The organism is Fructilactobacillus sp. X2R5C2, from assembly GCF_059901375.1.
In genome coordinates, this window is record NZ_JBWXUX010000001.1 from 130,168 (window position 1) to 155,439 (window position 25,272).

29 protein-coding genes, 1 tRNA gene and 2 riboswitches are annotated in these 25,272 nt (G+C 39.4%); of the genes, 20 read left to right on the forward strand and 10 right to left on the reverse strand.

What is annotated here, in order from left to right:
* Positions 1-10 precede the first annotated feature (10 nt).
* The 8 genes from AC6UD2_RS00695 (at position 11) to AC6UD2_RS00730 (ending at position 6,896) form a co-directional block, all read left to right on the forward strand.
* Entirely contained in the window at positions 11-391 is a 381-nt protein-coding gene (locus tag AC6UD2_RS00695; RefSeq protein WP_500697685.1) for a VOC family protein, read from the forward strand.
* A 112-nt stretch (positions 392-503) separates the two neighbouring features.
* Positions 504-2,150: an APC family permease gene (locus AC6UD2_RS00700; protein WP_500697686.1), complete on the forward strand. Its 1,647-nt coding sequence runs from the start codon at positions 504-506 to the stop codon at positions 2,148-2,150.
* 81 nt (positions 2,151-2,231) lie between these two features.
* Positions 2,232-2,762 (forward strand): hypothetical protein, encoded by a 531-nt coding sequence (locus tag AC6UD2_RS00705; protein ID WP_500697687.1) that lies wholly within the window; start codon positions 2,232-2,234, stop codon positions 2,760-2,762.
* A gap of 74 nt (positions 2,763-2,836) precedes the next feature.
* Positions 2,837-3,346 (forward strand): YbhB/YbcL family Raf kinase inhibitor-like protein, encoded by a 510-nt coding sequence (locus AC6UD2_RS00710; RefSeq protein WP_010022634.1) that lies wholly within the window; start codon positions 2,837-2,839, stop codon positions 3,344-3,346.
* Positions 3,347-3,362: 16 nt separating this feature from the next.
* Complete coding sequence (locus AC6UD2_RS00715; protein ID WP_010022633.1) at positions 3,363-3,830, forward strand: universal stress protein; 468 nt, start codon at positions 3,363-3,365, stop codon at positions 3,828-3,830.
* A gap of 164 nt (positions 3,831-3,994) precedes the next feature.
* Positions 3,995-4,798, forward strand: a complete 804-nt coding sequence (locus tag AC6UD2_RS00720) for an alpha/beta fold hydrolase (protein ID WP_010022632.1) — start codon at positions 3,995-3,997, stop codon at positions 4,796-4,798.
* A gap of 14 nt (positions 4,799-4,812) precedes the next feature.
* Positions 4,813-6,006, forward strand: a complete 1,194-nt coding sequence (locus AC6UD2_RS00725) for an O-antigen ligase family protein (protein WP_500697688.1) — start codon at positions 4,813-4,815, stop codon at positions 6,004-6,006.
* Between the two features lie 122 nt (positions 6,007-6,128).
* The gene (locus tag AC6UD2_RS00730; protein ID WP_500697689.1) at positions 6,129-6,896 is read left to right on the forward strand and encodes a flavodoxin family protein; all 768 of its coding nucleotides are present in this window, start codon (positions 6,129-6,131) and stop codon (positions 6,894-6,896) included.
* Positions 6,897-6,943: 47 nt separating this feature from the next.
* On the opposite strand, the gene thiM is transcribed toward AC6UD2_RS00730, so the two are convergent.
* The 9 genes from thiM to AC6UD2_RS00775 form a co-directional block, all read right to left on the reverse strand.
* The gene (thiM, locus tag AC6UD2_RS00735) at positions 6,944-7,735 is read right to left on the reverse strand and encodes a hydroxyethylthiazole kinase (protein WP_500697690.1); all 792 of its coding nucleotides are present in this window, start codon (positions 7,733-7,735) and stop codon (positions 6,944-6,946) included.
* Positions 7,736-7,739: 4 nt separating this feature from the next.
* Entirely contained in the window at positions 7,740-8,378 is a 639-nt protein-coding gene (thiE, locus tag AC6UD2_RS00740; protein ID WP_500697691.1) for a thiamine phosphate synthase, read from the reverse strand.
* A gap of 5 nt (positions 8,379-8,383) precedes the next feature.
* On the reverse strand, positions 8,384-9,190 hold the full coding sequence (gene thiD, locus AC6UD2_RS00745; RefSeq protein WP_500697692.1) for a bifunctional hydroxymethylpyrimidine kinase/phosphomethylpyrimidine kinase: 807 nt from the start codon (positions 9,188-9,190) through the stop codon (positions 8,384-8,386).
* A 20-nt stretch (positions 9,191-9,210) separates the two neighbouring features.
* A complete protein-coding gene (locus tag AC6UD2_RS00750) occupies positions 9,211-9,852 on the reverse strand; it encodes a TenA family protein (RefSeq protein ID WP_500697693.1) in 642 nt (213 codons plus the stop codon).
* Positions 9,853-9,917: 65 nt separating this feature from the next.
* A riboswitch (TPP riboswitch) is annotated at positions 9,918-10,008 on the reverse strand.
* Positions 10,009-10,053: 45 nt separating this feature from the next.
* Positions 10,054-10,611 carry a cysteine hydrolase family protein gene (locus AC6UD2_RS00755; protein WP_500697694.1) on the reverse strand — a complete coding sequence of 186 codons (558 nt, stop codon included), beginning with the start codon at positions 10,609-10,611 and terminating at the stop codon, positions 10,054-10,056.
* Positions 10,612-10,628: 17 nt separating this feature from the next.
* Entirely contained in the window at positions 10,629-11,297 is a 669-nt protein-coding gene (locus tag AC6UD2_RS00760) for an SDR family NAD(P)-dependent oxidoreductase (protein ID WP_500697695.1), read from the reverse strand.
* 282 nt (positions 11,298-11,579) lie between these two features.
* Positions 11,580-11,651, reverse strand: a tRNA-Arg gene (locus tag AC6UD2_RS00765).
* A gap of 46 nt (positions 11,652-11,697) precedes the next feature.
* On the reverse strand, positions 11,698-12,024 hold the full coding sequence (locus AC6UD2_RS00770) for a hypothetical protein (protein WP_010022617.1): 327 nt from the start codon (positions 12,022-12,024) through the stop codon (positions 11,698-11,700).
* Between the two features lie 58 nt (positions 12,025-12,082).
* Positions 12,083-12,703, reverse strand: coding sequence for an LVIS_2131 family protein (locus AC6UD2_RS00775; protein ID WP_039144093.1), 621 nt, complete (start codon positions 12,701-12,703; stop codon positions 12,083-12,085).
* An 84-nt stretch (positions 12,704-12,787) separates the two neighbouring features.
* Positions 12,788-12,877, forward strand: a riboswitch (TPP riboswitch).
* A gap of 63 nt (positions 12,878-12,940) precedes the next feature.
* On the opposite strand from AC6UD2_RS00775, the gene AC6UD2_RS00780 reads away from it, so the two are divergent.
* The 3 genes from AC6UD2_RS00780 to AC6UD2_RS00790 all read left to right on the forward strand — a co-directional run bounded on the left by AC6UD2_RS00780 (position 12,941) and on the right by AC6UD2_RS00790 (position 15,210).
* The gene (locus AC6UD2_RS00780; RefSeq protein WP_500697696.1) at positions 12,941-14,308 is read left to right on the forward strand and encodes an ATP-binding cassette domain-containing protein; all 1,368 of its coding nucleotides are present in this window, start codon (positions 12,941-12,943) and stop codon (positions 14,306-14,308) included.
* A complete protein-coding gene (locus AC6UD2_RS00785) occupies positions 14,298-14,942 on the forward strand; it encodes an energy-coupling factor transporter transmembrane component T family protein (RefSeq protein ID WP_500697697.1) in 645 nt (214 codons plus the stop codon). The genes AC6UD2_RS00780 and AC6UD2_RS00785 overlap by 11 nt, the downstream gene beginning before the upstream one ends.
* A 70-nt stretch (positions 14,943-15,012) precedes the next feature.
* On the forward strand, positions 15,013-15,210 hold the full coding sequence (locus tag AC6UD2_RS00790; RefSeq protein ID WP_010022611.1) for an LBP_cg2779 family protein: 198 nt from the start codon (positions 15,013-15,015) through the stop codon (positions 15,208-15,210).
* A gap of 33 nt (positions 15,211-15,243) precedes the next feature.
* On the opposite strand, the gene AC6UD2_RS00795 is transcribed toward AC6UD2_RS00790, so the two are convergent.
* Positions 15,244-16,401 (reverse strand): hypothetical protein, encoded by a 1,158-nt coding sequence (locus AC6UD2_RS00795; RefSeq protein ID WP_500697698.1) that lies wholly within the window; start codon positions 16,399-16,401, stop codon positions 15,244-15,246.
* Positions 16,402-16,566: 165 nt separating this feature from the next.
* Between AC6UD2_RS00795 and AC6UD2_RS00800 the strand changes: the two genes are divergently transcribed.
* The 9 genes from AC6UD2_RS00800 (at position 16,567) to AC6UD2_RS00840 (ending at position 25,192) form a co-directional block, all read left to right on the forward strand.
* Complete coding sequence (locus tag AC6UD2_RS00800; protein WP_039144089.1) at positions 16,567-16,911, forward strand: hypothetical protein; 345 nt, start codon at positions 16,567-16,569, stop codon at positions 16,909-16,911.
* Positions 16,912-16,958: 47 nt separating this feature from the next.
* Positions 16,959-19,331: a helicase C-terminal domain-containing protein gene (locus AC6UD2_RS00805; protein ID WP_500697699.1), complete on the forward strand. Its 2,373-nt coding sequence runs from the start codon at positions 16,959-16,961 to the stop codon at positions 19,329-19,331.
* The gene (locus tag AC6UD2_RS00810) at positions 19,324-19,821 is read left to right on the forward strand and encodes a hypothetical protein (RefSeq protein ID WP_500697700.1); all 498 of its coding nucleotides are present in this window, start codon (positions 19,324-19,326) and stop codon (positions 19,819-19,821) included. Before AC6UD2_RS00805 ends, AC6UD2_RS00810 begins: the two co-directional genes overlap by 8 nt.
* 84 nt (positions 19,822-19,905) lie before the next feature.
* Positions 19,906-20,439 carry a Fur family transcriptional regulator gene (locus tag AC6UD2_RS00815; protein WP_500697701.1) on the forward strand — a complete coding sequence of 178 codons (534 nt, stop codon included), beginning with the start codon at positions 19,906-19,908 and terminating at the stop codon, positions 20,437-20,439.
* A gap of 144 nt (positions 20,440-20,583) precedes the next feature.
* The gene (locus AC6UD2_RS00820; RefSeq protein ID WP_500697702.1) at positions 20,584-21,273 is read left to right on the forward strand and encodes a VIT1/CCC1 transporter family protein; all 690 of its coding nucleotides are present in this window, start codon (positions 20,584-20,586) and stop codon (positions 21,271-21,273) included.
* A 13-nt stretch (positions 21,274-21,286) separates the two neighbouring features.
* A complete protein-coding gene (locus AC6UD2_RS00825) occupies positions 21,287-21,991 on the forward strand; it encodes a VIT1/CCC1 transporter family protein (protein ID WP_039144086.1) in 705 nt (234 codons plus the stop codon).
* A gap of 182 nt (positions 21,992-22,173) precedes the next feature.
* Positions 22,174-23,403: a quaternary amine ABC transporter ATP-binding protein gene (locus AC6UD2_RS00830; protein WP_052236593.1), complete on the forward strand. Its 1,230-nt coding sequence runs from the start codon at positions 22,174-22,176 to the stop codon at positions 23,401-23,403.
* Positions 23,403-24,284 carry an ABC transporter permease gene (locus tag AC6UD2_RS00835; protein ID WP_191978918.1) on the forward strand — a complete coding sequence of 294 codons (882 nt, stop codon included), beginning with the start codon at positions 23,403-23,405 and terminating at the stop codon, positions 24,282-24,284. Before AC6UD2_RS00830 ends, AC6UD2_RS00835 begins: the two co-directional genes overlap by 1 nt.
* Positions 24,284-25,192, forward strand: a complete 909-nt coding sequence (locus tag AC6UD2_RS00840) for a glycine betaine ABC transporter substrate-binding protein (RefSeq protein WP_082019958.1) — start codon at positions 24,284-24,286, stop codon at positions 25,190-25,192. The genes AC6UD2_RS00835 and AC6UD2_RS00840 overlap by 1 nt, the downstream gene beginning before the upstream one ends.
* Positions 25,193-25,272: the final 80 nt, after the last annotated feature.

Below are 25,272 nucleotides of genomic sequence, written 5' to 3' on the forward strand. Positions count from 1 at the left end.
AAGAGTACCTATGAAAATCAAAGATATTGATCACATCACCTTATCAGTAAATGACATCGAAAAATCGATGCGCTTTTATCACGAAGTTCTAGATTTACCCGTTGTGATCGAAACTGAATCTCGAATTGAATTTCAGCTTGGTCACCAACGACTCGTTTGTGTCACCGCTAATGATGACAACGTCAAACCAGCCCACCCTAATCCTGGTTCTACCAGTTTTAGTGTGGTTGTAAGGGATCCGCTTGCCTCCATTCAATCCCACCTTGCTAATTATTTTGTTACCATCATAGCAGGTCCACTTGAAAGTCAAGGACACAACGGCAAAATGAATTCCCTTTTCATTAATGATCCTGATAAAAATTTGATTGAGATTAGAGAGTACCAACGATAGGAATGAAAGAGAATACAACATCATCAAAACCCCCGCGAGTTAGCCTTTTTTAATTTTACAACCATAATCATTTTTGTTATATTCGTCGAATACGCAAAAAGAAAGGATATTTATGAAAACAAAAAATTCAGAAAACAATTCAAAGCAAAAAGTTGCAAAACCGAAGATGAGTCTTTTTAGCGTTACGATGTTAGCGTTAAGCTCAATCATCGGTTCAGGATGGCTGTTTGGATCCTGGGAAGGTGCCAAAACCGCAGGACCAGCGGCCATTATTTCGTGGGTCATTGGTGCGGTTGTAATTGGCGCGATCGCGTTTAATTACATAGAATTAGGCACAATGTTCCCCGAAAGTGGGGGAATGAGTAAATACGCTCAATACACCCATGGTCCCCTCCTCGGATTCATCGCATCGTGGTCAAACTGGGTTTCACTGGTAACCTTACTGCCAATTGAAGCAGTGGCTGCCGTTCAATACATGAGCTCATGGCCATGGAAATGGGCAAGTTGGACTCACGGATTCTACGCAAACGGAACCGTGACCACCGAAGGATTATTCATTGTATTTATCTTTATCCTCGTGTTTACCCTGTTGAACTACTGGTCAGTTAATTTACTGACACGTTTCACTACGCTAACTTCAATCTTTAAGATTGTGGTTCCAGTTCTTACTATTATTATGTTACTTGCTTCTGGTTTCCATTCACAAAACTTTAATAATGTAGCTACTGGTGGCTTCTTCCCATACGGGACTGCTCCAATCTTTACGGCTACTACCGTATCCGGTATTATCTTCTCATATAATGCCTTTCAAACGGTTATTAACGTTGGTGACGAAATTGAAAACCCGAAGAAGAACATTTGGCGTGGAATCGTCATTTCGCTTCTAATCAGTATCGTAATTTACGTTATGCTTCAATTTACCTTTATTGGTGTAATTGATCCTGGAACTTTAGCCAAACACGGATGGAATGGCATTAACTTTAGTTCACCATTTGCTGATCTTGCCATTATGCTGAACTTGAACTGGTTAGTCATCCTATTATACATTGATGCTTTCGTTTCACCATTTGGAACCGGAGTTTCATTTGTTGCCTCAACTAGTCGGACTTTGGCCGCAATGACTGAAAATGGTCATATGCCTAAGTTCCTAGGAAAAATTAACAAAAAATGGGGAACGCCCAGAATCGCCATGATTGTCAACTGGATTGTCAGTTGTATCTTGGTCTCAGTATTCAGAAACTGGGCTGTCTTGGCTAGTGTAATTGCCACTTCCACGATGATTGCCTACCTTACTGGACCCGTCACATTGGGATCATTACGTCTTCACGCACCTCATTTCAAACGTCCAGTTAAAATTAGTTTCGCTGGAATCATGGCACCATTAGCCTTCGTTCTTGCTAGTTTAGCAATTTACTGGGCAATGTGGCCTACTACCGTTGAGGTTATCATCGTTATTATGCTTGGTTTACCATTCTACTTCTTCTATGAAAATAAGAACGGTTGGAAAGATACGCTCACTAAATTCCGTGGTGGAGCCTGGATGGTTGTATACCTCATCTTTATGGCAGCATTCTCATACATTGGATCAACTCCATTTGGTGGCCAAAACTGGATTCATTATCCATATGATTTCATTGTAATTATTGTGGTTTCCTTGGTATTCTTCTACTGGGGTGTCTTTAGTTATCAACGTACTGGCAACATGCTTAACGCCAAAAGCGTTAACGAACAAGTCGAAGATGATCAGGTTGACGATTAGTTAATCTACTGCAAAAGCATAAGAATTTTGTTATAATACGTAATGCATCTTGTTTTTCTTGAAATGGATGGAGGGATTCTTATGAATAATCAAGATCCAGATTCGAGATATGAACGTTATGACTTTAATGCCACTAACGACCCAAGACATCAAAAGAAAACCTTTAAGGCGTGGCCGTGGGTCCTAGGTTTAGTAGCAATCGTTATTCTACTAGTCTTTGGAATTCACCTTCTGACGAGTGGCAATGGATTGAAACAACTAAGTGTTCCTTCCACAAGTCAACAGAGTAGCAAAGCTATTCGATCAGAGAAAAAAGCAAAAAACTTTAATAGGGCAGAACAATTACCTAACCAAAGTGCATCTTCGGTAAGTCAAAATCAAGCATCCACTAGTCAAAATAGATCGCAAGCATCAAATGCAAATAATTCTAATGAAAACAATTCAGCAAATGATTCAAATTCAATGTTTGCGACCCCTAAAACATTTGATTCGGTGCAAGACGCCAAAAATTATGCACGTGCAACTCAAAAAAGTTGGTTAGCAGCTGGTTACTCTAACTTCACGATTGAGCGGAATGGTCAGGGATTCTATACCTTACAATTCGTCAAATAAGGAACTATTTATAGTTCCTTATTTTTTTATATTCTGATGATTTTGGTATAATGAACTGTATAGGAGGTACTATTATGAAAATTAATACTCCACTTCAAAATGGATTTTTACCTGATAAATACACGAAGCATGCTCAACCAGATGAAATGTTAGACGGACATCCCGTCATTTCATTTCCAATCAAGATTTCAGATGTGCCAAGTGATGCTAAGTCACTAGTAGTGATGCTACTAGATGACGATTCAATTCCTGTTTGTGGTTTCACCTACATTCACTGGGTCGCTGCTAATATCGACCCCGATGTATCTGAGATCCCAGAAAATGCGAGTCAAGACCGTTCAATTAACATGACTCTTGGAAAGAACAGCTTGGCTGGCGGACTAGTCAATGTTACTAATCCTAAATTAAATCAACATTATGTTGGTCCAACCCCTCCTGATAAGCCGCATGACTATCAGTTGCACGTATACGCTTTGGACCAAAAATTAAACTTATCTGATGGATTTTGGCTTAACGAACTTAAGCAAAAAATGTCAGGTCATATTGTTGCTAGTGCGGAACAAATTTTACCAGTAAAAAATTAAAACGGAGGGCTTCATAATGCTAAATGGATACAAACACGTTTTAGTACCAGTTGATGGATCAAAAGAAGCAGAAGCTGCTTTATACAAGGCTGCCGCTGTAGCACAAAGAAATAAAGGTCGAGTTGACGTCTTAAACGTCATCAACACCACAAACTATGGGTACAGTCTCGGCGTCGTTGACGGTAGTGTCATTACTCAAATCGTTAACGATGAACTTACCTATTTAAAAGATTTAGTTAACAAGATCAAGGATAAAACTGGGATTGAAGATATTCATATTCATGCTCGTTTTGGAAGTCCTAGAGAAGTTATCACTTATGAGTTCCCACGCGACCACCAAACTGACCTCATCATGATGGGTGCAACCGGTAAAGGTCGGCTGTATCGAATGCTAGAAGGTTCAGTCACTGGATACGTCAATTCGCATGCTGGTTGTGATGTTATCATCGTCAGAACTGACATGAAGAACACCCCAATCAAATAATTAACAATTATTTAAGGAAGAATAGCTAAGCCCTTACACTTAGCTATTTTTTCTTGCCCATTATCCGAAGAAATCATTTAGTTCGCCTAGCTGAATCACTCTAATTGTTATATGATGTTAACTGCTAGTATATAAATTTAAATTAATTAAAAGGAATGTTTACAATGCACATCAAAAAAAGAAAACACACCAAATCATTCATCGCCCTCTTTGTCGTTATTGTAGTGGCTATATTTGCTGGCGGTGGATATTATTATTGGAATAATCATGGTAGTTTTCTCGGTAAGTTAGACGTTAATCAAAGCAAAACCGCTACTGTATTCATTCCTGGGTTAGGTGGAAACAACATCACCACTGGCTACATGGTTGATACTCTAAACCGTTATCACTTAGCCACTAAGACTCTGCAACTGTACGTCAAAAAAGATGGAACGGTTAAAACAACCAAGCAATTTCATAAGATCGGTGCTGATAACCCCACCGTTCAAATCGTTTTCCAAGAAAACCATCGTCCTTATTTCCAATCAACTCAAATGCCTAAGGTTATGCATTACTTGTATACCAAGTACAACATTCGTTCTGTCAACATGATTGGGCATTCTTCGGGTGGAAACATCATTTATTACTACTTGGCACACTATCCTAACCTAAAGGAAGTACCAACAGTAAATAAATTCATCTCACTCGCTACTAACTATGCTCCAAACGATCCTGATGTTAAAAACTTACCTAAAAATCTCCAAATCATGAACTTGGTCGGAGATATGAACCATTCCGGAACCGATGGTGAAGTTACTATGAAGAGTGAGATCCCAATGAAGGGATTAGTTACCGGACACGTCAAGAATTATAAACTTTACGTATACCATGGAAACAGCTCACAGGCTCAACACACCATGCTTCATGAGAATCCGTCGATCGTCAAAATTATTGCTGAATATTTCTTTACCGATAAATTTGACAACTAATGGGAGAATAATTAATGTTTTTAACCCTTAAAAATCGTTTATATCAGTACGTTTACGTGCTGAGTTACATAGTATTTCTGGCATCGTCAGTAATTCTTTTGAACAGTCAATTCAATAACGTATACTCAGCTAAAAGTTTCTTACAATGGAAAATTGCGGGAATTGTGACCCTGATTGTTATCTTCGTTCAAATTGTGTTGTTACTAACCAGAAGACACGGCTTAAAACAGTGGTCAGTAATCGGCCTGATGCTAATTATCTTTGTCCTATCCTATTTTCTAAAGCTCAATGTGATTACTAGTACTCTTTTCCTACTGTTCCTGTTTATGGCAAATGCCGATCTTTTAAGCGAAAATGCCTTTGCAACAATCGACCTAGCCACTAAACTCATTATTTTAGTGGTCATCTTCGCCTTCTTGATCTTCCATGTTTTCCCATCACAGAATGCAATTTCATTTACCCGGGGGACTTCCACACGTTATGCCATTGGATTTACTCATCCAAATGTTCTAAGTGGGTTTATTTTAAGTATCCTTTGTTCCGCCCTCTTACTATTGCAGAACATCCGAAAGCACTTTACGTATTTGATTTACGCTCTTCTTTTGGTTGTTTATCTAGTGATTGCTTATCTGACGGGATCACGTGGATTTATGGTTGCCGGAGCTGTCCTGATCCTCGGATTTGGACTGAGTTACTCTAAAAGAATCGTTCGTTGGCTACCCAAAGTCACTTGGGTGATCGTCTCATTAACCTTTGTTATTGGAATTGGAATGGTAGCTTGGGGTTCATCACTACCGCTCTTTAACACTCTAAATAGCACGTTATCAGGACGTCCTGGTCAACAATTAACCGTCATCCAGTATTTCTATTCACCAAAGATTATCGGTCAAAATCTTCCACTACTGGGAGCACGATCGAACTTATGGGTCGATAATACCTTCTTATTTATCCTTCTAAGCGCTGGCTTCATTGGTCTAATGCTTCTCCTAGCGTTATTCATCGGAAGTGCTTACAAGGCCAAACAAGACAATAACTACTTTCTTTGTGTAATCCTGATTGCTTTGGCAGTTCAGGGAATTATTGAAACCCAGCTTACCAATGCATATATGTTTGCTCCGTTTATCTATGCCTTTACCCAGGTCGTTAAAGATCTTCCTAAAAGACAAAGACCCGTGGGCAGACACGCACGCCATGCTCGCACATTTTAATTATGATTTATTGCATCCCATTTTCAGCAAAAGTTGAAAATGGGATTTTTAATTGATATTATTTTCACAAAAATATACCATGAATAGGTAAGTATCAATTAATTTCAAAGGAGGTCATAAATTTGCGTTATTTAGCATTTTTAGGATCACAGAGTAAGGATGGTTTGACGGCCAAATACTTGAACGCGGTTATCTCGGGTCTCCCAAAGGACGCCGAAGTTGAAACCCTATTTCTTCAAGACTATGACATCAAACCCGATAATTTAAGACACCCTAACCCAACGCTTGATATGATTGAAAAGAAGATGGAAGCAGCCGATGTGTGGATCATCGCCTCACCCACTTACTTCGCCGATCTATCCGGGGTTACCAAAAACCTATTTGACTGCATGCGTCACCGCATGGTTAAAATGAACAGTATTGGAGACACTCTCCCGGGCAAGTTCAAAAATAAACATTACTTAAGCTTAACCACCTGCTTTTTGTCTTCATTTCAAAATCTCTTTACCGGAATTACCGATCAAACCTTTCGAACCATTGATAAAATTATGACGTCAGCTGGTTTGATCAAGCTTGGCGAAGTCATTGGTACCCACACTTGGGGAAGTAAGGGGATTCCTAATCCCAAGAAACTTGAGCTATGTAAACGATGGGGACAAAAAATTGCTAACAAACCGCGAAAGGATGATAGTACTTTGAAACGTTATATTGAATTATTTGGCATGATCGCTGTGATGTCACTGGTTACAATGGTAATCGAAGGACTGGTTTTTGGACTGAAATTCAACGGAGAATTCTGGCTCTTCTACGTTGCATTCGTTGTGATTTTCTACGTCCTACTCGCCATTCTGCTTCATTTCTTTACCTTTTTAAGACACCGACGTCGTTAAAATTAACCCAAACAAAAAGATCGACTTTAAATCGATCTTTTTTTATTTTAGTTATTAATCTTTTCAATTCTAATTTCATCAGAAAGTTGATGATCATCCAATTTGTATAAGTTATTAAAGAACTCCATTTCAAATGATGCTGGGTCAGCCGGATAGTTCCTTTCCGCTAACTCACCTGCCACACTGACAATGGCAGTTCCAAGTGCAACGGCATGAATGCCACGATGATGAGCAGCGACAACTCCAAGGACACCATCCAACACGTCTCCAGAACCCACGTTAATGGCTAATTCTTTACTGCCATTGTGAACCACGTATGTTTCTGAACCATCAGAAATCACATCATCAACCCCTGAAATCACCACAATTGAATGGAACTGTTTGGCAGCCATCTTGGCAACTTGAACACGATCACCATTTCCATCATCTGCATCGATTCCACGAGTTCCCCAATCTATTCCAGCCGTAAAAGCAATCTCACCAACATTACCCCGCAAAATATCAATATTGACCTCGTTACTTATTTTCTTGAAAACTTCCGTTCTTAGTTCCGAAGCACTGACCGCCACTGGATCAACAATAACGGGTAAGTTACGATTATTAGCCGCTTGACCAGCGATAATATCCAATTTTACGTTATCATCATTCATCGTTCCTAGGTTCAAGACCAAACTGTTCGCAGTGGCCACTAAGTCACGACCTTCGTTTGAAGAATCACACATAATTGGCGAACCGCCAACATAACTAATTGCATCAGCTACTTTTTGTGGGGTTACCATATTAGGAATATCTAAGACAACTGGATTCTCTCTACGAATTTCTTCTAAAATTGATGTCATATTCTTATTTCCTTTCTAATTCATCGATTGTCTCTTTTACATTTTTACTATCCATGATTACGGAAATTACAGCAATTCCAGCCTTCGAAGCCTGATAAATCGACTGGCAGTTACTAGTATTAATACCGCCAATTGCGACCACAGGTAGTGAAACCTGATTTTGCAATTGTACTAAGCCATTAATACCAATTGGAGGTTTAGCATCTGCTTTACTAATAGTAGGAAAAATTGGACCAATTCCCAAATAATTAATTCCAATAAGTGGCTTACTGTACTCTAACTCACTTTCGGTACTAATCGATAACCCCACTATTAAATTTGGATTATCGTGAATTATCTTTTGAACACTTTCATCACTCTGACCAACGTGGATTCCATCCGCATTAATTTCATTTGCCAAATTCACATCATCATCAACAATTAATGGGACGTGATGCTTGGTAGTAATTTTACGGAGCTTTTTACCCATTTCAATTTTTCTCTGACCAGTTAATGATCCTGGACCTTTTTCACGATATTGGAGAGCTGTTACTCCATTACTTAAAGCTTGCTCAATATGATTTACGAATTCAGCGTCAGAGCCAGCAAAATTTTGAGTTCCAGCTACCAAATAAATTTGAAGTACTTCCTTATTAAACTGCATGTTAATTACTCCCACATTCCATGATTTAACGGCCCATGACCATGACCAATGATCAGTGGATTCCTAATAATTTTATCCAAATAATTTTTTCCAAAACGGATAGCGGATTCCATTTTTTCACCACGTGCTAATGCTGAAACAATTGCCGAAGAAAGCGTATCTCCAGTCCCATGGGTTCTAACCGTATCAATTCGATTGACAGTTAACCAAAAATCAGAACCATCTTCTAAAAGAACATAGTCTTTTACGATCTTGTTAGTACCATGGCCGCCTTTAATCATGACATTCTTAGCACCAGCAATCTGGATATTTCGAGCGGCTTTTTTAACTTCTTCATCTGATTCGATCGATTGATTCGTAATTTTCTCTGCTTCAGGCAAGTTTGGTGTTACTAAATCGGCTAGTGGGATCAATTCATTAATCAAAGTTTCAATGGCACTTTCTTCAAGTAGAATTGAACCTCCCTTAGCTACCATAACAGGATCAACTACAATTTGACCTAATTTATACTTCTTAATGTTATCCGCCACTAATTGAACATGTCTTTCATCAAATAATGCCCCAGTTTTAGTTGCTTTAATGTCAAAATCGTCACAGATAGAAGCAAATTGTTCATTAATAATTTTCTCAGGAAGTGGATAAGTATCCTGAACCCCAATGGTATTCTGAGCAGTTATACCAACAACCACGTTGGTACTGGATACTTGACATGCTTGCATGGTTTTTATATCTGATTCCATCCCTGCGCCACCGCCAGAATCTGTTCCTGCGATTGTTAATGCTTCTGGATATTGTTTAATTTCATTACTCATAATATCTCCCTCTCATGACTTTAAGCGTCATACATCGTATTCCAAAAATCCAACTCATATTGACAGCTACTTTGAAATACCATATTAGCCCTCCCTCTTTCGTCAGGATGAATTTCCGCCAGTTGATTAATAAAGTAAAAAACACTTTTCATTTCACTGGGATCCAAATAAAATTTGATCCAATCATTAAAAGGATTATTTCTACAATCACTTTTATTTAACTGATAAGCAATCACATAATAAGTCCAAATACACGGAGCAAGTGCACACAGTCCAATCAAAATTGACTTGGTATTAACGGCATTATGCATACTTTTAACATAATTTTTTGTAACTGAAAGCATGGGAACTCTTTGAACCTGCTTGCCGGTAATGTCTATAACTCTCATCATGACATCATGTGGTGTATGCTCATCTCTAATTCCGTTAACACAAATTACTAAAAACTTTTGCAATTTTAAATCCATTGTCTCTTTTTTTATTTGTTGAAATTGATCAGCATAACCATTCAGATACATTTCGTCTTGTTGAACGTATCTGATAAGTGCAGATTTCGGAACTTCTCCAACCTTAATCCCCTCAACATAATCACAATCCATGATCTGATCCATTATTTCTGTTGAGTTTTCTATTAATTCATCGGTAAACTTTACTTTTCTCAATTACTAACATCCCCAATACAAAAAGGCTCCTCATCAATGATGAGGAGCCCTTAATTACATTTTTAATTAAAGATACGCACGATTCCTTTCGCAGGTATTAACCAGTTCAAGTTCAATGGGTATAATCTCAGCCAAATGGCACCCCCTCATACAATTGTTCAATTATTTTTAGTATATACTTTAAAAATCAGTATGACAATTTTAATCAACAATCTTTGCGCCCAGAACATTCTTGAAGTGATCCATCGCAAATTTCTGTCCCAAATCAGAGAAGGTTGCCACTCCGCTCTGATGAATGACCAAGTTGTAATCTAAATTATATCCAGCAATCGCGGTGTGTAAAACACAAATGTCGGTGCAGACACCCACCAAATGCAACGTTTTCACGTTTCGTTCTCTGAGTCTAAGATCGAGATCCGTCCCAGCAAACGCACTGTATCTGGTTTTATCCATTTGCCAAACATTATCCAAATCTTGGTTCTTATCAAACCACTTTCCAACGTTTCCATACAACTGACGACCCCAGGTTTCCCGCACGTTGTGAGTTGGATAAAGCTTGGTTTCGGGACTGTATGGATCGTCCTTTTTATGCACATCAGTTGGAAAAATCACGAATTGATTGTCATCTTTAAATTTTTCAGCCAAATCAACAATGGACTGATCAAGTTTCTGAGCTGGCTCACCAGCGGTCAGAGATCCCTGATCATCCACAAAATCATTAGTATAGTCAATAATTAGAAGTGCGTCTTTATCTGCCATTTTAATGCCTCGATTTCCTAAAAATCAGACGGTTTTGTTGGATACTTAATTTCCCTTTCAGAACGATCCTGAGCAGCCTTTACATAGACTTTAGCAACGTTGTCTGGTTGCATCTCTTCACTACTACCAGAAAGCCCTTGAATGGTAATCAAACCAACGTAAATATTATCATCTTCAACTGCATCATGAAGTGAAAATGCGTAATCACTTAAAGCTGCCTTGGTAGCCGCTAAAGTGACGTTATCCTTCGTGGGATGAAAAGCTGCTCCACCACCAGTGATTAAAATATTCCGATTCAACTTAGAATCATCTGAAAGACCAACGAATTGTCGTGTTGTTGTAATGGCACCAAAAACATTGGTGTCATAAATTCCTTTAATTTGATCCAATGGCAATGAAAATGGTGTATCCAAAGTTTTATCACCAACGTTATAAACCATGGTCTCTGGAATTCCATAAGCCATTTTGACCTTACTAAAGACATTGGTTACCTGAGTAGGATCGGTTACATCTGCGACAATGAAATCAGCTTTAATGCCATCGTTACTCAAATCTTTTACAAACTGTTTCAATTGATTAGCGTTCCGGGCTACTAAAATTGGAGTCTTGCCTGCTTCACCAAATTTCTTGGCAATGGAAAAGCCAAAGCCCTTTCCAACACCAAAGATTACTACACTTTCACTCATAAATTTACCTCCTAAAGTTAATTCATGAAAAGTTTACCACCATTTGGGAAAACAAACATTTTTGGCGTTTGGTGATAAAAAATTACGCACACATAAAATACAAGTTTAAATACAAAAGAAGCCCCACTACCCAAAAGTAGTGAGGCTTCTTTGCGACTTAATCTCCGTTAAATAAGTATACCAGTTTTAAGAATTTTGTCAGCCCTTCCTATTAACTGAAGCCAAATAGAGACCAACTTGTTTTTAAATGCTGTTATATCAATGCTTTGAAACTAATATAAATGCGCCCCCCGAGAGTCGAACTCGGATCATGAGGACCGAAATCTCATGTGCTATCCATTACACTAAGGGCGCTTAACAAATACTATGCTATCGATAAACACAGTAAATTGCAAGTAAATTATTTATTTGCGACTTTATTTGCAGCCGCTTCTAGGTCTAACTCTAGCTTTAAAGAGTTATTTTTAAAGTCATCAACCAGGCTGGTTCCCTTGGTAACATACTTTCCAATCGTTCTCCCGGTGATGCTAACAAACGCAATGGTTTGATCATTAACCAACTTAGCCGAGTCATAGTGACCCTCTTCAGCTGAATCCAGGTAGGCTTGGGTTAAATCCTGGACGTTACTTTTGATCAACTCATCAAGTGTAATGTCCTTGCCTTCTTTTTTGAGCTCATCCCACAAGTTTTTAACTTCATCCATCGTCTCTGGAATCTTTGCACTCATTTCAATTCCTCCATCTTTAAACAAAACCACCGGTCCGTAAACATCGGTGGTTAAATAATTATTTATTTCTCTGTACGAACGTCTTATTAGGAACCCGAATTAAAATGAATTGGTTGGCATCCTTTCCGGCATGCATCCCCAAACCATTCCAGAAGTTCCCTTTATATGTCAAAGTAACTACCTTGGCCCATGCGTTCTGGAAGTGCTGGTCGTTTAATTTAATGTTTTTGTGATTCAATTTGTAACTGCGCCCAGTAACTTCAGCATTACCACGCGTCGTAACTACTTGTGCATTGGTACTTGGAAGCTGATACTTAACGTTCTTTAACCAGAACGAATATTGTTGAATCGGGCCCCTATTACCATCAACCTTCACGTAATAAGAACCGTGCTCGTCACTTTGAATGATTAATGGTTCCACTTGCGTCGTGGTAACAACGTTCCGGTTGTTCGTCTTGGTAATGTTTCTAAAGAAGGTCGTGTAAACCATCAAAGCCAGCAAAACCAAGAAAACAACGATTTCAACGATTGAGATCAGCAAATTTCGCCATTCAAAAGTCTTTTTATCTTGGACGATCATTTTAATTCGGCGTGAACGAATGTTTTTAATCACAAGGATTAAAACTACCAAAACAATTAACCACGCAATTACACCTACAAGATTCCACCATGAATTCATGAAAGTATCCTCCGCTCTATTTTTCCTATCTCCCCTATTCTAATTGAAAATTGATTTTTATGCCATATTTGATATACTAAACTTAATTAAACATTGGGGTGCCGAGTGGCTGAGATCATACCCGTTGAACCTGACTTGGACAATACCAGCGCAGGAAATATATAACTAAGCTTGTTAAATACATCAGCTGGACGTTCTCCCACTCGCGGTTTGGACGTCTTTTTTTATGGAGAATAAATGATGATAAATATCAAAGATCTATCATTTTCATATCCTGAACAGGATAAAATCTTAAATCAAATTAATTTAAAGTTTGAGCCAAATAGTATTAACTTACTATTTGGTCCAACTGGAAGCGGGAAGACCACGCTCTTGAAGCTGATTGCGGGACTGTATCCTAAGTACAGTAAGGGCGAAATGAGTGGAAAAATTGACATGGATGAAAAGACAGCCATGCTGTTTCAGGATCCTAACCACCAATTTGCGATGAAAACCGTCAAAGAAGAACTAATCTTCGCCCTCGGAAACTTACAGATCGATCCCGCTCAAATGCCCAATCGCATTGATGCGGCCCTAGCCTTTTGTGGAATCAGCAGTCTTAAAAATCGGACCATCTCAACCTTATCTGGGGGTGAGAAACAAAAAGTTGCTTTAGCAGTGACAGTTGCCATGAAACGTCCCGTTCTTCTCCTTGATGAACCTTTTAGTAACGTCGACGTCGAAAGTAAGAAAGACATCATCAGGCGACTCGTTCAACTTAAGGAAGAACACAATCGGACCATCATCATTTCCGATCATAACTTGAGCGATTACATTGGAATCGCCGATCACTTCTTCAACGTTCAAAACGATTCCGTCAAACCAATTCCGGTTAAGCAAATTAAGAACCGTCTCCCACACCATCCTGACAAAGAGATTGAATACAGGATCATGTCAGACAATGATCCCATCATTAATCTACTCAATTTCTCCATGACCGATGGCAACCAAAACTTAATTGAACCAGAAAACATTGATTTGTATCCTGGCATCACTTACTTAAATGGGAAGAACGGGAGTGGTAAATCAACTTTCTTCAAAGCCTTATCACGTCTCCACTCTTATAACGGGGTCGTCAAAATCCTTAATCGCAACATTAAGAAGTCATCCCTCCCATTTCTCATGCGATATGAAAATCTTGTTTTCCAAAATTCAGAAGACCAATTTTTGACCATTACCATTAATGATGAGATTCAATTGGCCAAAAAGAACGCCATTACGAAGAATTGGACGGATGATCGGATCAATGACTTAATGGAAGAACTCCATTTAGATCAACTCACCGATCGAGTTGTCTACTCACTTAGTGGCGGTCAAAAAAAGAAACTGCAAATCGTAATCATGTTAATCAGAGATGCTCCCATTCTCATGTTGGACGAACCGTTTGCCGGACTTGATCAAGAATCGACCACGATTATCTCAAGGTTGCTTGAAGGCGAGGCCCACGCTGGCAAAACGATCATTTTTGCTTCTCATCAACAAACGGAATTGGTGGACAACGCTGATTTTTACATCGAACTCGCTAATCACCGCTTGACTTATAAGGAGGATGTTCATGAATCCTAGTCTAAAATTCATCTTAGTCCTGATCATTGCACTCGAAGTATCATTTACTAACAGTATTGTTGGCAACGTGATTTTAATCGTAGTGGGGCTTCTCTACCTTTTAGTTAAACGTGTTAAATTAAAGCGTCTTTTATGGATCCTCCTGATTGCGTTGATCCCTGCCATTGGGCTCCTTATTTCGCAAATCTTGTACGCTAAGAGTAGCCACGCCGGGATCCTCCTTTTCACTCGAATCTACGTCTATGTGATCTACGGAGCAGCATTCACCTTAACAACCAAGCTCTATGAGTTAGTCAATTCACTTGAACAGAATCTCCATCTTCCAAGCAAATTCGTTTACGGTGCCATGGCAGCGTTCAACCTTCTTCCTGAGATTCAGGCCGAAGTTAATAAAATCAAAACCGCGAGTTTAATGCGCGGCGTTAAATTACACTGGTGGTCACCTACCCTATACTTTAAGGCCATTTTGTCAGCCATTCGGTGGTCAGAAAACTTAGCGCAAGGAATGGAATCGCATGGATTCGTTGAGGGTCAGTCTCGAACTTTTTATGAGCCGGTTAAAATTACGATGGTAGACTGGCTGGTCTTCGTTTTCAACGTAATTTTACTTCAAGCGATCCTACTTCTCCTTTAGTATTCTTTGTCTCAATTAAATAAATTAATGTATAATGGACTCAAGTAAGAGAAGTAGAGGAGGAAACAAAATGAAAATTGGTGAAGAATTTAGTCAAGTAGCAACTGATCTGATTAAATTCCAAGAAAAACATGATATTCCTGATAACCAGATGGCAGTTGACTTACATATGACCGTGGAAAGATTTCACGCCATCAAGAGTATGCAAGTTCAACCCACTCAGGATGAAGTAAAAATAATTAAACAGTTTATTGTTCATAACAAGTAAAAAACGATGGCTTTCATGAAAGTCATCGTTTTTTTATCCAATTTGTTGTTCAATTAGATACGAATCAAGATAGCCAAAGGCAATCTCATCAATATCATTTAAATTAATCAGTTGGTTATTTACGACAAATAATTTAGCTTTATCAACAATCTGAACCGTAACCTGTCCCCGCTCGTACTTTACGGGAAAACCGAGGTACGATTGTCCGTCATTCATTTTAATGCGAACCACCCGTTGAAACTTGATGGCCATCTCAATCGTAGCGGCAAACAAGTTGACCGTTGCATCAAAACTCCGATCATTATTTAAAACTGGTTGAACGAAAACGCCGTTGGCTGAATTAATGGAGACAAAATGATTAATCAAACGCAAATAATCACTTTTAATCACTAACTTATCAATCTCATCAATTTTAATTAATTCATAACCGCCAAATCGTCCCATCATATCAACCAACGAAAAGATTACCGAATCTGAATTAACCGCCCGAATCTGACCAATAAAGAAGAGATCGGAATGAATCTTAGGAATCATCACAATCCGTCTCCCGGTTTCCATCGCGGAATAGAGGTTAGCTTCAATCGCTAATTGGCCATCTACTACTTGAGGATCAATGTGTTTAGCAAATAACACCGACTTGGAATCCGTTAATAATTTTAATTCCGTTCCCAAAAACTCAACGGATCGAACCAATGGCTTAATAATGGTCTTGTGTGTCACGTTCTCATTATCAAACTTATCAATTACAGAAAGTGAAAATTCAAAGTCTGACAACGAATTAATAAAACCTTCAACGGAATTGCCGTCCTGAGTCACCACCATGATAGCTTGCTGGTCAACAAAGGAATTTCCTAAGATCTGAGTTAATAGATCATTCTTCGAATTAAGCTTCATTACTTCCTGTTTTGTCCCGTTCAGCTTTAGTTGGCGTGACATCCGAATCCGACCTTCCATCTTGGTCAGGTCTTCACTTTGAAAATCAATGTCGTCAATGTCACCATAAACTACATATACCAGTCCGTTAGCTAATCCATAGTCATCATACGTAATTAGAATGGCTCCAGCAGCATCAAGGGCAACCACGACCCCAGTATAAAAAACCGTGGTGTTTCGTTGGGTCAAATTTACCAATAAATTATTATTCATCGAATACCTCAAGTCTTTGACAACTTGATCAACCGAATTATTCAAATTATCACCTACTTCTCTAGTAACATCAGTTTAATCTTATCACATGTAAGGATTCGACCAAGATTAGTGCGCCTATCATAACATAAATTTTGCGTTCTTTTTAAGCTTTTACTTTCTATTTTCATTTATACCATGAATGCTTTAAAATGAGATTGAGGTGAAAATATGTCGAAGAAGAAAATTGAACGTAAGCAACGCCAAAACATCATTATTGATATGAACGATTTCATCATTAAATACGCTGCCACAATGTTAGGAGAAAACAAAACTAACTTAGCTCAGCAAATCTACGAAGCAGGCAAAGATGACGTCAAGGGTTTAGATAAACTATTCAATGACGCCGGATACGGTCGTAAAGAACAATACGAAAACATCGCCGAAGGATATGTCTGCAACTTTTATCACGTGATGCCGGATCAAACCAAGCCCGAGGTTGACCGGTTAACTAAAGAAGCAATGAATTACTTAGGATCACACGCGGACGAGTTCAATCGTTGGCGTGAGGAATAAAACAACTTCGCTTGAAGTTGTTTTTTTATGGAAAAATGGAGGTGGAAATGGTGAACAAAGTTGGAGTCAGAGATCTCGTTGAGTTCTTACTAAGAAGTGGCGATCTCAATAGTAGTTTAAGTAGTTTAAACACGGCTCAAGCTGGCACTAGGATCCACCACAAACTACAAAAGAATCGAACAAAAAACTACCAAAAAGAATACTATCTTGAAAAAACGGTTCAAGTAAATCACAACGATTTCCTGGTGCATGGTCGGGCTGATGGTGTAATCCTCAACGATGATTCGGCTATCATTGAAGAAATCAAAACCTCTGACATCGAATTTCAAGACATCCCTGAAAATAAAATGATTCTCTACTGGGGGCAAGTCAAAGCCTATGCCTACTTACTCATGAACGAAAATCCAGCAATCAAAACCGTAACAATGCGGCTCACCTACGTTCAAACTCCCGAAGAAGAAATCACCCAAAAAGAACAATCAATTACATTCACAGATGCAGAAAGTTTCTTTAACAATTTAATCAAAGAATTCAGTGAGTGGCTTAAGCTTAAAGATCAATTAGATGAAGAGAAACACACTACCGCCCAAAAACTCCAATTTCCTTTCAAGGAATATCGTGACGGTCAGCATGAATTAGCCGCCGCCGTTTACAAGACGGTGGTGACCCATCGGCACCTGTTTGCCGAGGCGCCCACTGGGACGGGAAAAACCATTTCAACCCTTTTTCCTACCATAAAAGCCATGGGAAATGACCTTATTTCCAAGGTGTTTTACCTAACGGCTAAGCAGAGCACCCGAAGAGTCGCTGAAGATGCCATTCGCCTTATGAGTGACAAGGGGCTGCGGTTAAGAAGCATCACCCTTACGGCCAAGGACCAGATCATGTTTGAAGAGGAGCGAGACCAAGCTCCTGAAGATAATCCCTATATGATTGGCTACTACGATCGCTTGAAGCCCGCCCTAAAGGACCTTTTGCGTCACAATCATCAGATTACGCGTGACGTCATAGAAAAGTATGCAAAAAAATACACACTGGACCCGTTTGAATTTTCACTTGATATCAGCCTTTTTTGCGATGTAATCATTGGTGACTATAACTACCTCTTTGATCCCCAGGTTCACCTGCAACGTTTCTTTGAGGTTCAAGACTATCGTAACTTTTACTTAATTGATGAGGCTCATAACCTCGTGGATCGTTCCCGCGAGATGTATTCAACTGAACTATCGTCTAGTTCGCTAGCCGACGTTATCAAAATCATTTCAAGGGATAAGGAATCAAACAAAAAGGTGTTAACCAAGCTCCGTTCACTCAAGCGTCAGTTTAATGCAGTTGCTAAGCCATTGCGTGATGATCACGTCTTTGAAACGGCCACTGATGACCCTCTCGATAAATTTACGAAGGCGGTTACTAACCTAGTTAAGGTGATGCGGAAGTGGATTGCCAAACAGGATGATGGTGACGACTTAGACGTCGTACTCGATTTTTTCTTTCAGTGCACCGGGTACCTTAAAATCAATGAATATTTTGGTCCTAATTATAAAGTTCGCATCTTACTGGATGGAAAAAATGTCACCGTGCGCCTCTTTTGTATGGATCCCAGCCATGATCTAGCCGAGACCCTCAACTTAGGTGGCGGAGCCGTCTTATTTTCAGCCACCCTCTCACCAATGGACTACTACGCTAAGGTTTTAGGTGACGAACCCGACAGTCTAAAGTATGAACTACCATCTCCCTTTCCACCTGAAAACCAGTCCATTATTGTGACTTCATACATTAATACTACGTTCCGAAACCGAGACCAAAGCATCGCCAAAATTGTCGCTACCATTAATCAAATGGTGACTGCCAAGAAGGGTAACTATCTCATTTTTGCCCCATCCGGATTATACCTTGAGAAAATCTACGCTGAATTTACCAAACAACATCCAACCATTCACACCATCAAACAAGAGTCAGGGATGGACGATCAAGCCCGCTCTCGCTTCATTCACCAGTTCGATCATCCCGATGATCAACCGACGGTGGGTTTTGCCCTTTTGGGTGGTATTTTTTCGGAGGGGATTGACCTTGTCGGGGATAAGTTAATCGGCGTTGGAATCGTCGGGGTTGGACTTCCAGGACTTAACTCGGAGACCAACCTCATTCGGGACTACTTTGACGCCGAGAACGGTCACGGGTTTGAATATGCCTATCAACTTCCTGGATTAAACCACGTTTTTCAAGCAGCTGGGCGCCTAATCCGTGGAAAACATGATCAAGGTGTTATTGTAATGATGGATCAAAGATTTACCCAAAAAAGATACACGAATCTTTACCCACCGCAATGGAAAAATTATCACATTGCTCATAATCCACGTGAATTAGAAAATGATCTCCACCAATTCTGGAACCATTTGAAGGGAGAAAGTCATGACTAAATTTGAAAGTTACCACCCTATTTTTACTGCTCATCTTGAGCTAGATTGGTTAACCACTACTAGTTTGGGGCAAATTACTCAATTATTAAACGGTCGTACCATTGCCAACGTTCGTCTTGACGGTGAGTACGATGCATCAAGGACTGCTGACCTTGTAAACGATGACATGCGCCAAATCATGCAATCCCAAGCTTTAATTTGGGCAGTCAAAGACAAGCAAACCCAAGTCTTATTGGGAATTTTTGCCATCACCAACCTAGCCAATAATGAACCCCAATTTAACTTTATCTTTGAAGTTGGGATTGCTCCAGATTTTATCAGCGAATTATTTGACCATATGATACAATTTACTTTTAAAGAATTAAAACAATCTAGTATTTCTCTCCTATTAAATAATAACCAACATAATCTTATGAGTATAATAAAAACTTTAGGACTCTCCCAAATCGCTAAATCAGCTAAATCCTCTAGATTTCAATTATTTCAGTAATTTCAGTTGAATTGTGTTCCATAAGCTACTAGAATGATTATTGAAATAAAAGAGTAACATTATAATGTATGGGAGTGCATATTTATGAATGATAGAGAGAAGAAAGAAGCTTATGGGAAAGCTATGGACATTTTGAAAAGCAATAATGTTCGTATTACCCCACAACGTCAAATTATTTTGAAGTACCTAATTGATCACAACAACCATCCTTCTGTTGAGACGATCTTCCATTTCTTGGAAGAAACGTTCCCCAACCTTAGTATGGCAACCGTTTACAATAACCTGCGCTTATTTAAAAAGCTTAGGATTGTGATTGAATTACCAAACCCAGATGGCGGATATCGTTATGACTTTTACAGTCATCCCCATTTCCACGCCATTTGTGACACTTGTGGTAAGATTATTGATATTGATGATCCTAAATTCAAGAAGATCGACGAAGAACTCCAAGACGCCACTAAGAAAGTTGGATTTGATCCATCAGTCTCAAACGTAGAAGTTCACGGCACTTGTAAAGAATGCCAGGCTAAAAAGAACGCTCAAGAACCTAAGCAAGATCAGGGTAAGAGTAGTAACAAAAGAGTAGTTGAAATGCCGAAAGCATCACTTAAAAACTAATTTTATTTCAGAATTAAGCATTATGACGTTTGTCATGATGCTTTTTTTGTGCATAATTTATCATTCATGTTTACTAGATCAAGAGATTGCGGTAAAATAGTAGTTGAGCTAGATTATAATCATTATAAACTGGAGGAATTAATTATGGCAAAAAAGAAAACATCACTTGCGCAAAAAATCAACGTTTTGCGAGCAAGTGTCATGGGTGCTAATGACGGTATCCTATCAGTCGCAGGGATTGTCCTAGGTGTCGCTGGAGCGTCAACCAGTAACTGGGCAATCCTGATTTCTGGTTTGGCGGGAATGCTAGCCGGAACGGTTTCAATGACAATGGGAGAATACGTTTCAGTCAACACCCAAAAGGATTCACAACGACAGGCCATCGACTTTGTAAAACGTGGTCTTGCCAACGATTACGATGGTGAATTTAACTTTGTGAAAAATAAGTATCTCAAAACGGGAATGGCTCCTGAATTGGCAGAAAAAGCCACTTCCGAAATGATGCAAGAAGATGCGTTAACGACAGTCGTGCGGGAAAAATACTCGTTTGATAGAAAAGATTTTACCAGTCCGTACGCTGCCGCAATTGCTTCCATGATTTCGTTTCCCACGGGATCAATTCTGCCTCTAGTCACCATCTTTGTCGCTCCATCTCAGTACCGGGTTCTTGGAACTTATCTTGCCATCATCTTGGCACTTTCAATTACCGGATACGTAGCTGCCGTTCTAGGAAATGCTAATCGGACTAAGTCACTAATACGAAATGTCATCTCTGGATTAGTCACCATGACCGTCGCATACCTTGTTGGTCGTTTAGTCGGGTTAGTATTTTAAGGAGGGACACTAGATGAGTTTTCATTTTAAGAAAGATCACAAAGATAACAATGACAACACCATGGACGAAAAACTGAATAACCTACGAGCCGGAGTCCTTGGGTCAAACGACGGGATTTTGACCGTCGTGGGTGTCCTCTTCTCAGTGGCGGTTGCCACTACTAACCCCCTTACCATTTTCATTGCTGGACTGTCTGACTTACTTGCCTGCGCTTTTTCGATGGCCGGTGGGGAGTATGCTTCTGTTAGTTCTCAGCGTGATACCGAGCAAGCGGCCGTCAAAACCGAAAGTAAGTTACTTAAAACCAACTTTAATGAAGAACTTCAAAGTGTAATCGAATTTTATGTGGGCCGAGGAGTTAGTCAAAAAACGGCCACCGCAATCGCTAAGGACCTTCTTTCAAAGAAACCCTTAGAGACCGTCGTAAGTGTGAAATATGACCTTCAATTAGGAAAGTATTTGAGTCCATGGAGTGCGGCCCTGTCTTCTCTATGTTCGGCCTCTCTTGGTGGGATCCTTCCCTTATTAGCAATGACCCTCCTCCCGGTTGGTCTTCAGTGGCCTGGAACCATTATTGCCGTCATCATCGCCGTTGCCATCACTGGATTTCTAAGTGCAGAACTCGGAAACGGCTTGGTCAAGATCGCCGTAGTTCGAAACGTCATCGTTGGAATCATCACCATGATTATCCATTATGGGATCGGACAATTCTTCTAACATAATTCTCAACCTTTAACATTAATTTTTAGATAAAATTACATTACGGTAAACCTATATCAGAGTAGGAGTATAGAGGCTATAAAAACCGACGTGCCGCTATTTCCAAATGATAGATAATTTGACATATACCTTTCAAATTGTTAAGTTGGTTAACGTAGATATTTTTATTTTTAATGAAGATGTTAATCGAAAGGAGGAGTTCTGTGACTCAAAATAATAATGAAAAAATCAAAGTAGATCACATTACAAAGATCTTTGGTCCTCATGTTAGAAAAGCACAAGAACTTTTATCTAAGGGAGAAGACAAGGCCCACATTCTTGATGAGACCGGTAGTACCGTTGGTGTTGATAACGCGACCTTCTCAATCAAAAATAACGAGATTTTCGTTATCATGGGACTATCTGGTTCAGGTAAGTCAACCATGTTACGGATGTTTAATCGTTTAATCGATCCAACATCTGGTGCCATCTATTTGGATGGAAAAGATATCATGAAGTTTGACAAGAAACAATTACTTGATCTTCGTCGAAAGAAAATGAGCATGGTCTTTCAAGGCTTTGGATTACTTCCTAACCGTACGATCCTTGAAAACGCTGCCTTCGGGCTTGAAGTTCAAGACGTTAAGAAGGAAGAACGTGACAAGAAGGCTCATGAATCACTTGAAATGGTCGGCCTTCACGGATATGACGACAGTTATCCAGGGGAACTATCTGGTGGGATGCAACAACGTGTTGGTTTGGCTCGTGCCATTACCAACGATCCGGATATTCTCCTGATGGATGAGGCCTTCTCAGCCCTTGATCCACTGAATCGTCGTGAAATGCAGAATGAGTTATTGGAACTGCAACGAAAACTTCACAAAACCATTATCTTCATTAGTCATGACTTAAACGAAGCACTACGAGTTGGTGACCGAATCATGATGATGCATGATGGTGACGTCATTCAGGTTGATACTCCTGAAGACTTACTTGATCATCCTAAAAATGAATACGTTAAGAAATTTATCGAAAACGTTGATCGTTCTAAGATTCTGACTGCTTCCAATGTAATGGTTAAACCAAACACCGTTAACATTGATAAGGATGGTCCTAAGTTGGCCCTTCGTCGTATGAAAGAAGATCAGATTTCAAGTATCTTCGTGGTTGATTCCGACAATCATTTTGTGGGAATTGTCGATGCTGATGATGCTAACGAAATGATTGATAAGAACGAGAAAGACCTTCATACTGCACTTAAAACTGACGTGCCAACAACTGCTCCAAACACCCCAATTGGCGAATTGTTCAATGCAATTTCTAAATCGCCAATTCCATACGCAGTCGTTGATGACGAAAAGCACTTACAGGGAATTATTCTTCGAAGTGCCGTTCTTGATGCCATGGCAACGAAAGGAGCAGATGACTAATGAATAGTTTATTATCAATTGCTAGCATTGGTGCAATTCCAATCGCTAAATGGGTGAATGCCTTTTTTGCTTGGCTAACTGGATTTGCTGGCTTTTTTAATGCCATTACACTGTTCTTGAATACCGTTATGAATGGTATTCAATGGGTCTTTGACATTATTCCAATCTGGTTATTCATTGTGATTATCCTGCTTGGAACTTGGTTCTTATTCAGAAAAACTAAGCACTGGGGCTTCATGCTCTTTGAATTATTAGGATTTCTATTAATTTGGAACCAGGGTTACTGGCGTGAAATGACTCAGACTCTGGATCTGGTTCTTACAACCTGTCTTTTAATTATCATCATTGGGGTTCCACTTGGAACTTGGATGGCTAAGAGTAAGATTGTACAAACCATCGTTAGTCCAATCATGTCATTTCTACAAACGATGCCAGCCTTCGTTTACTTGATCCCTGCCGTTGCTTTGTTTGGAATCGGTCAAGTTCCTGGTGTGTTTGCATCAGTAATCTTCTCAATTCCACCAATCGTCAACATGACTAACCTTGGAATTAGACAAGTACCTAGTGAATACCTGGAAGTTTCAGAATCATTCGGTTGTACCGCATGGCAAAAGCTTTTCAAAGTTCAATTCCCATTGGCTAAACCAACCGTTATGTCTGGAATTAACCAGGGAATCATGCTTGCCCTTTCAATGGTTGTTATTGCTTCAATGATTGGAACGATGGGACTTGGAGAAGCCGTTTACTTCGCCGTTGGTAGAAATGACGTTGGTACTGGTTTTGCAGCTGGTATCGCAATCGTTATTCTGGCAATTGTCCTTGATAAAATCAGTAAAGGCCTTGGTGGTGCCAATAAAACTGATGCAGGATCTAACGAATAATGAATAAAAAATTTACTAAATGGATTCTCGGAATCACTTCTGCGTTACTTCTAGCGGTGACCTTAACCGCATGTAGTGTAAATCCACCAAAGTACAATCCCAACGCAAAAGTTGGACCACAAGTTAACTACACAATAACTGGAATTGATTCCGGAGCTGGAATCATGTCATCCACTACTAAAGCAATTAATACCTACGGACTAAAAAAAGAAAAGTGGCAACTTCAGGCTAGTTCTACTGCTGCCATGCTTTCATCCTTAGACAAAGCCCTAAAGTATAAACAACCAATCGTTATTACTGGTTGGACACCTCATTGGATGTTTCAAAAGTATCCAATCAAATTCTTGAAGGATCCAAAGAATGCTTATGGAAAAGGTGAACACATTCAAACCATTATCCATAAGGGATTTGAAAAGAAAGATCCTGGCGCAACTAAGTTACTCAAACAGTTCCATTGGAATGATGAACTAATGAGTGAAGTGATGTTCAAGATTGACAAGGGTGAAAATGCTGAAAAAGCTTCCAAGGAATTTATTGCTAAACATCCTGAACTAGTTAAACAATGGCTCAATGGTGTTCCTGAAGGACACGGTCAACCCGTTAAACTTGTCCTAGTTTCATGGGACTCGGAATTATCATCTTCTAACGTGGTTGCCCAGTTACTTCGAATGAAGGGTTACAAACCAACCCTTTCAGCAATGGAAGCTCAACCAATGTGGACCTCCCTTTCAACGGGATCCGCTGATGCTTCAACTGCTGGTTGGTTGCCAACTACAATGGCTCCAATGTACAAGAAGTACAAGAACAACGTTGAAATCATTGGTACTAGTATCGACAAGGCAAAGGTTGGATTAGCCGTTCCGAAGTACATGAAGAACGTTAACTCAATTGAAGACCTTAAAAAATAAATAATCAGTAAAATTAAGTCCCGTGAATGTCGTTCATGGGACTTTTTTGATACCATTTAGTTATGATAAAAGTTTCGAAA

Coding starts and splice junctions, on each gene's coding strand:
- AC6UD2_RS00695 (WP_500697685.1), top strand. CDS start 11: ATGAAAATCAAAGATATTGATCACATCACCTTATCAGTAAATGACATC.
- AC6UD2_RS00700 (WP_500697686.1), top strand. CDS start 504: ATGAAAACAAAAAATTCAGAAAACAATTCAAAGCAAAAAGTTGCAAAA.
- AC6UD2_RS00705 (WP_500697687.1), top strand. CDS start 2,232: ATGAATAATCAAGATCCAGATTCGAGATATGAACGTTATGACTTTAAT.
- AC6UD2_RS00710 (WP_010022634.1), top strand. CDS start 2,837: ATGAAAATTAATACTCCACTTCAAAATGGATTTTTACCTGATAAATAC.
- AC6UD2_RS00715 (WP_010022633.1), top strand. CDS start 3,363: ATGCTAAATGGATACAAACACGTTTTAGTACCAGTTGATGGATCAAAA.
- AC6UD2_RS00720 (WP_010022632.1), top strand. CDS start 3,995: ATGCACATCAAAAAAAGAAAACACACCAAATCATTCATCGCCCTCTTT.
- AC6UD2_RS00725 (WP_500697688.1), top strand. CDS start 4,813: ATGTTTTTAACCCTTAAAAATCGTTTATATCAGTACGTTTACGTGCTG.
- thiM (WP_500697690.1), bottom strand. CDS start 7,735: ATGACATCAATTTTAGAAGAAATTCGTAGAGAGAATCCAGTTGTCTTA.
- thiE (WP_500697691.1), bottom strand. CDS start 8,378: ATGCAGTTTAATAAGGAAGTACTTCAAATTTATTTGGTAGCTGGAACT.
- thiD (WP_500697692.1), bottom strand. CDS start 9,190: ATGAGTAATGAAATTAAACAATATCCAGAAGCATTAACAATCGCAGGA.
- AC6UD2_RS00755 (WP_500697694.1), bottom strand. CDS start 10,611: ATGGCAGATAAAGACGCACTTCTAATTATTGACTATACTAATGATTTT.
- AC6UD2_RS00760 (WP_500697695.1), bottom strand. CDS start 11,297: ATGAGTGAAAGTGTAGTAATCTTTGGTGTTGGAAAGGGCTTTGGCTTT.
- AC6UD2_RS00770 (WP_010022617.1), bottom strand. CDS start 12,024: ATGAGTGCAAAGATTCCAGAGACGATGGATGAAGTTAAAAACTTGTGG.
- AC6UD2_RS00775 (WP_039144093.1), bottom strand. CDS start 12,703: ATGAATTCATGGTGGAATCTTGTAGGTGTAATTGCGTGGTTAATTGTT.
- AC6UD2_RS00780 (WP_500697696.1), top strand. CDS start 12,941: ATGATGATAAATATCAAAGATCTATCATTTTCATATCCTGAACAGGAT.
- AC6UD2_RS00785 (WP_500697697.1), top strand. CDS start 14,298: ATGAATCCTAGTCTAAAATTCATCTTAGTCCTGATCATTGCACTCGAA.
- AC6UD2_RS00790 (WP_010022611.1), top strand. CDS start 15,013: ATGAAAATTGGTGAAGAATTTAGTCAAGTAGCAACTGATCTGATTAAA.
- AC6UD2_RS00800 (WP_039144089.1), top strand. CDS start 16,567: ATGTCGAAGAAGAAAATTGAACGTAAGCAACGCCAAAACATCATTATT.
- AC6UD2_RS00805 (WP_500697699.1), top strand. CDS start 16,959: ATGGTGAACAAAGTTGGAGTCAGAGATCTCGTTGAGTTCTTACTAAGA.
- AC6UD2_RS00810 (WP_500697700.1), top strand. CDS start 19,324: ATGACTAAATTTGAAAGTTACCACCCTATTTTTACTGCTCATCTTGAG.
- AC6UD2_RS00815 (WP_500697701.1), top strand. CDS start 19,906: ATGAATGATAGAGAGAAGAAAGAAGCTTATGGGAAAGCTATGGACATT.
- AC6UD2_RS00820 (WP_500697702.1), top strand. CDS start 20,584: ATGGCAAAAAAGAAAACATCACTTGCGCAAAAAATCAACGTTTTGCGA.
- AC6UD2_RS00825 (WP_039144086.1), top strand. CDS start 21,287: ATGAGTTTTCATTTTAAGAAAGATCACAAAGATAACAATGACAACACC.
- AC6UD2_RS00830 (WP_052236593.1), top strand. CDS start 22,174: ATGTTAATCGAAAGGAGGAGTTCTGTGACTCAAAATAATAATGAAAAA.
- AC6UD2_RS00835 (WP_191978918.1), top strand. CDS start 23,403: ATGAATAGTTTATTATCAATTGCTAGCATTGGTGCAATTCCAATCGCT.
- AC6UD2_RS00840 (WP_082019958.1), top strand. CDS start 24,284: ATGAATAAAAAATTTACTAAATGGATTCTCGGAATCACTTCTGCGTTA.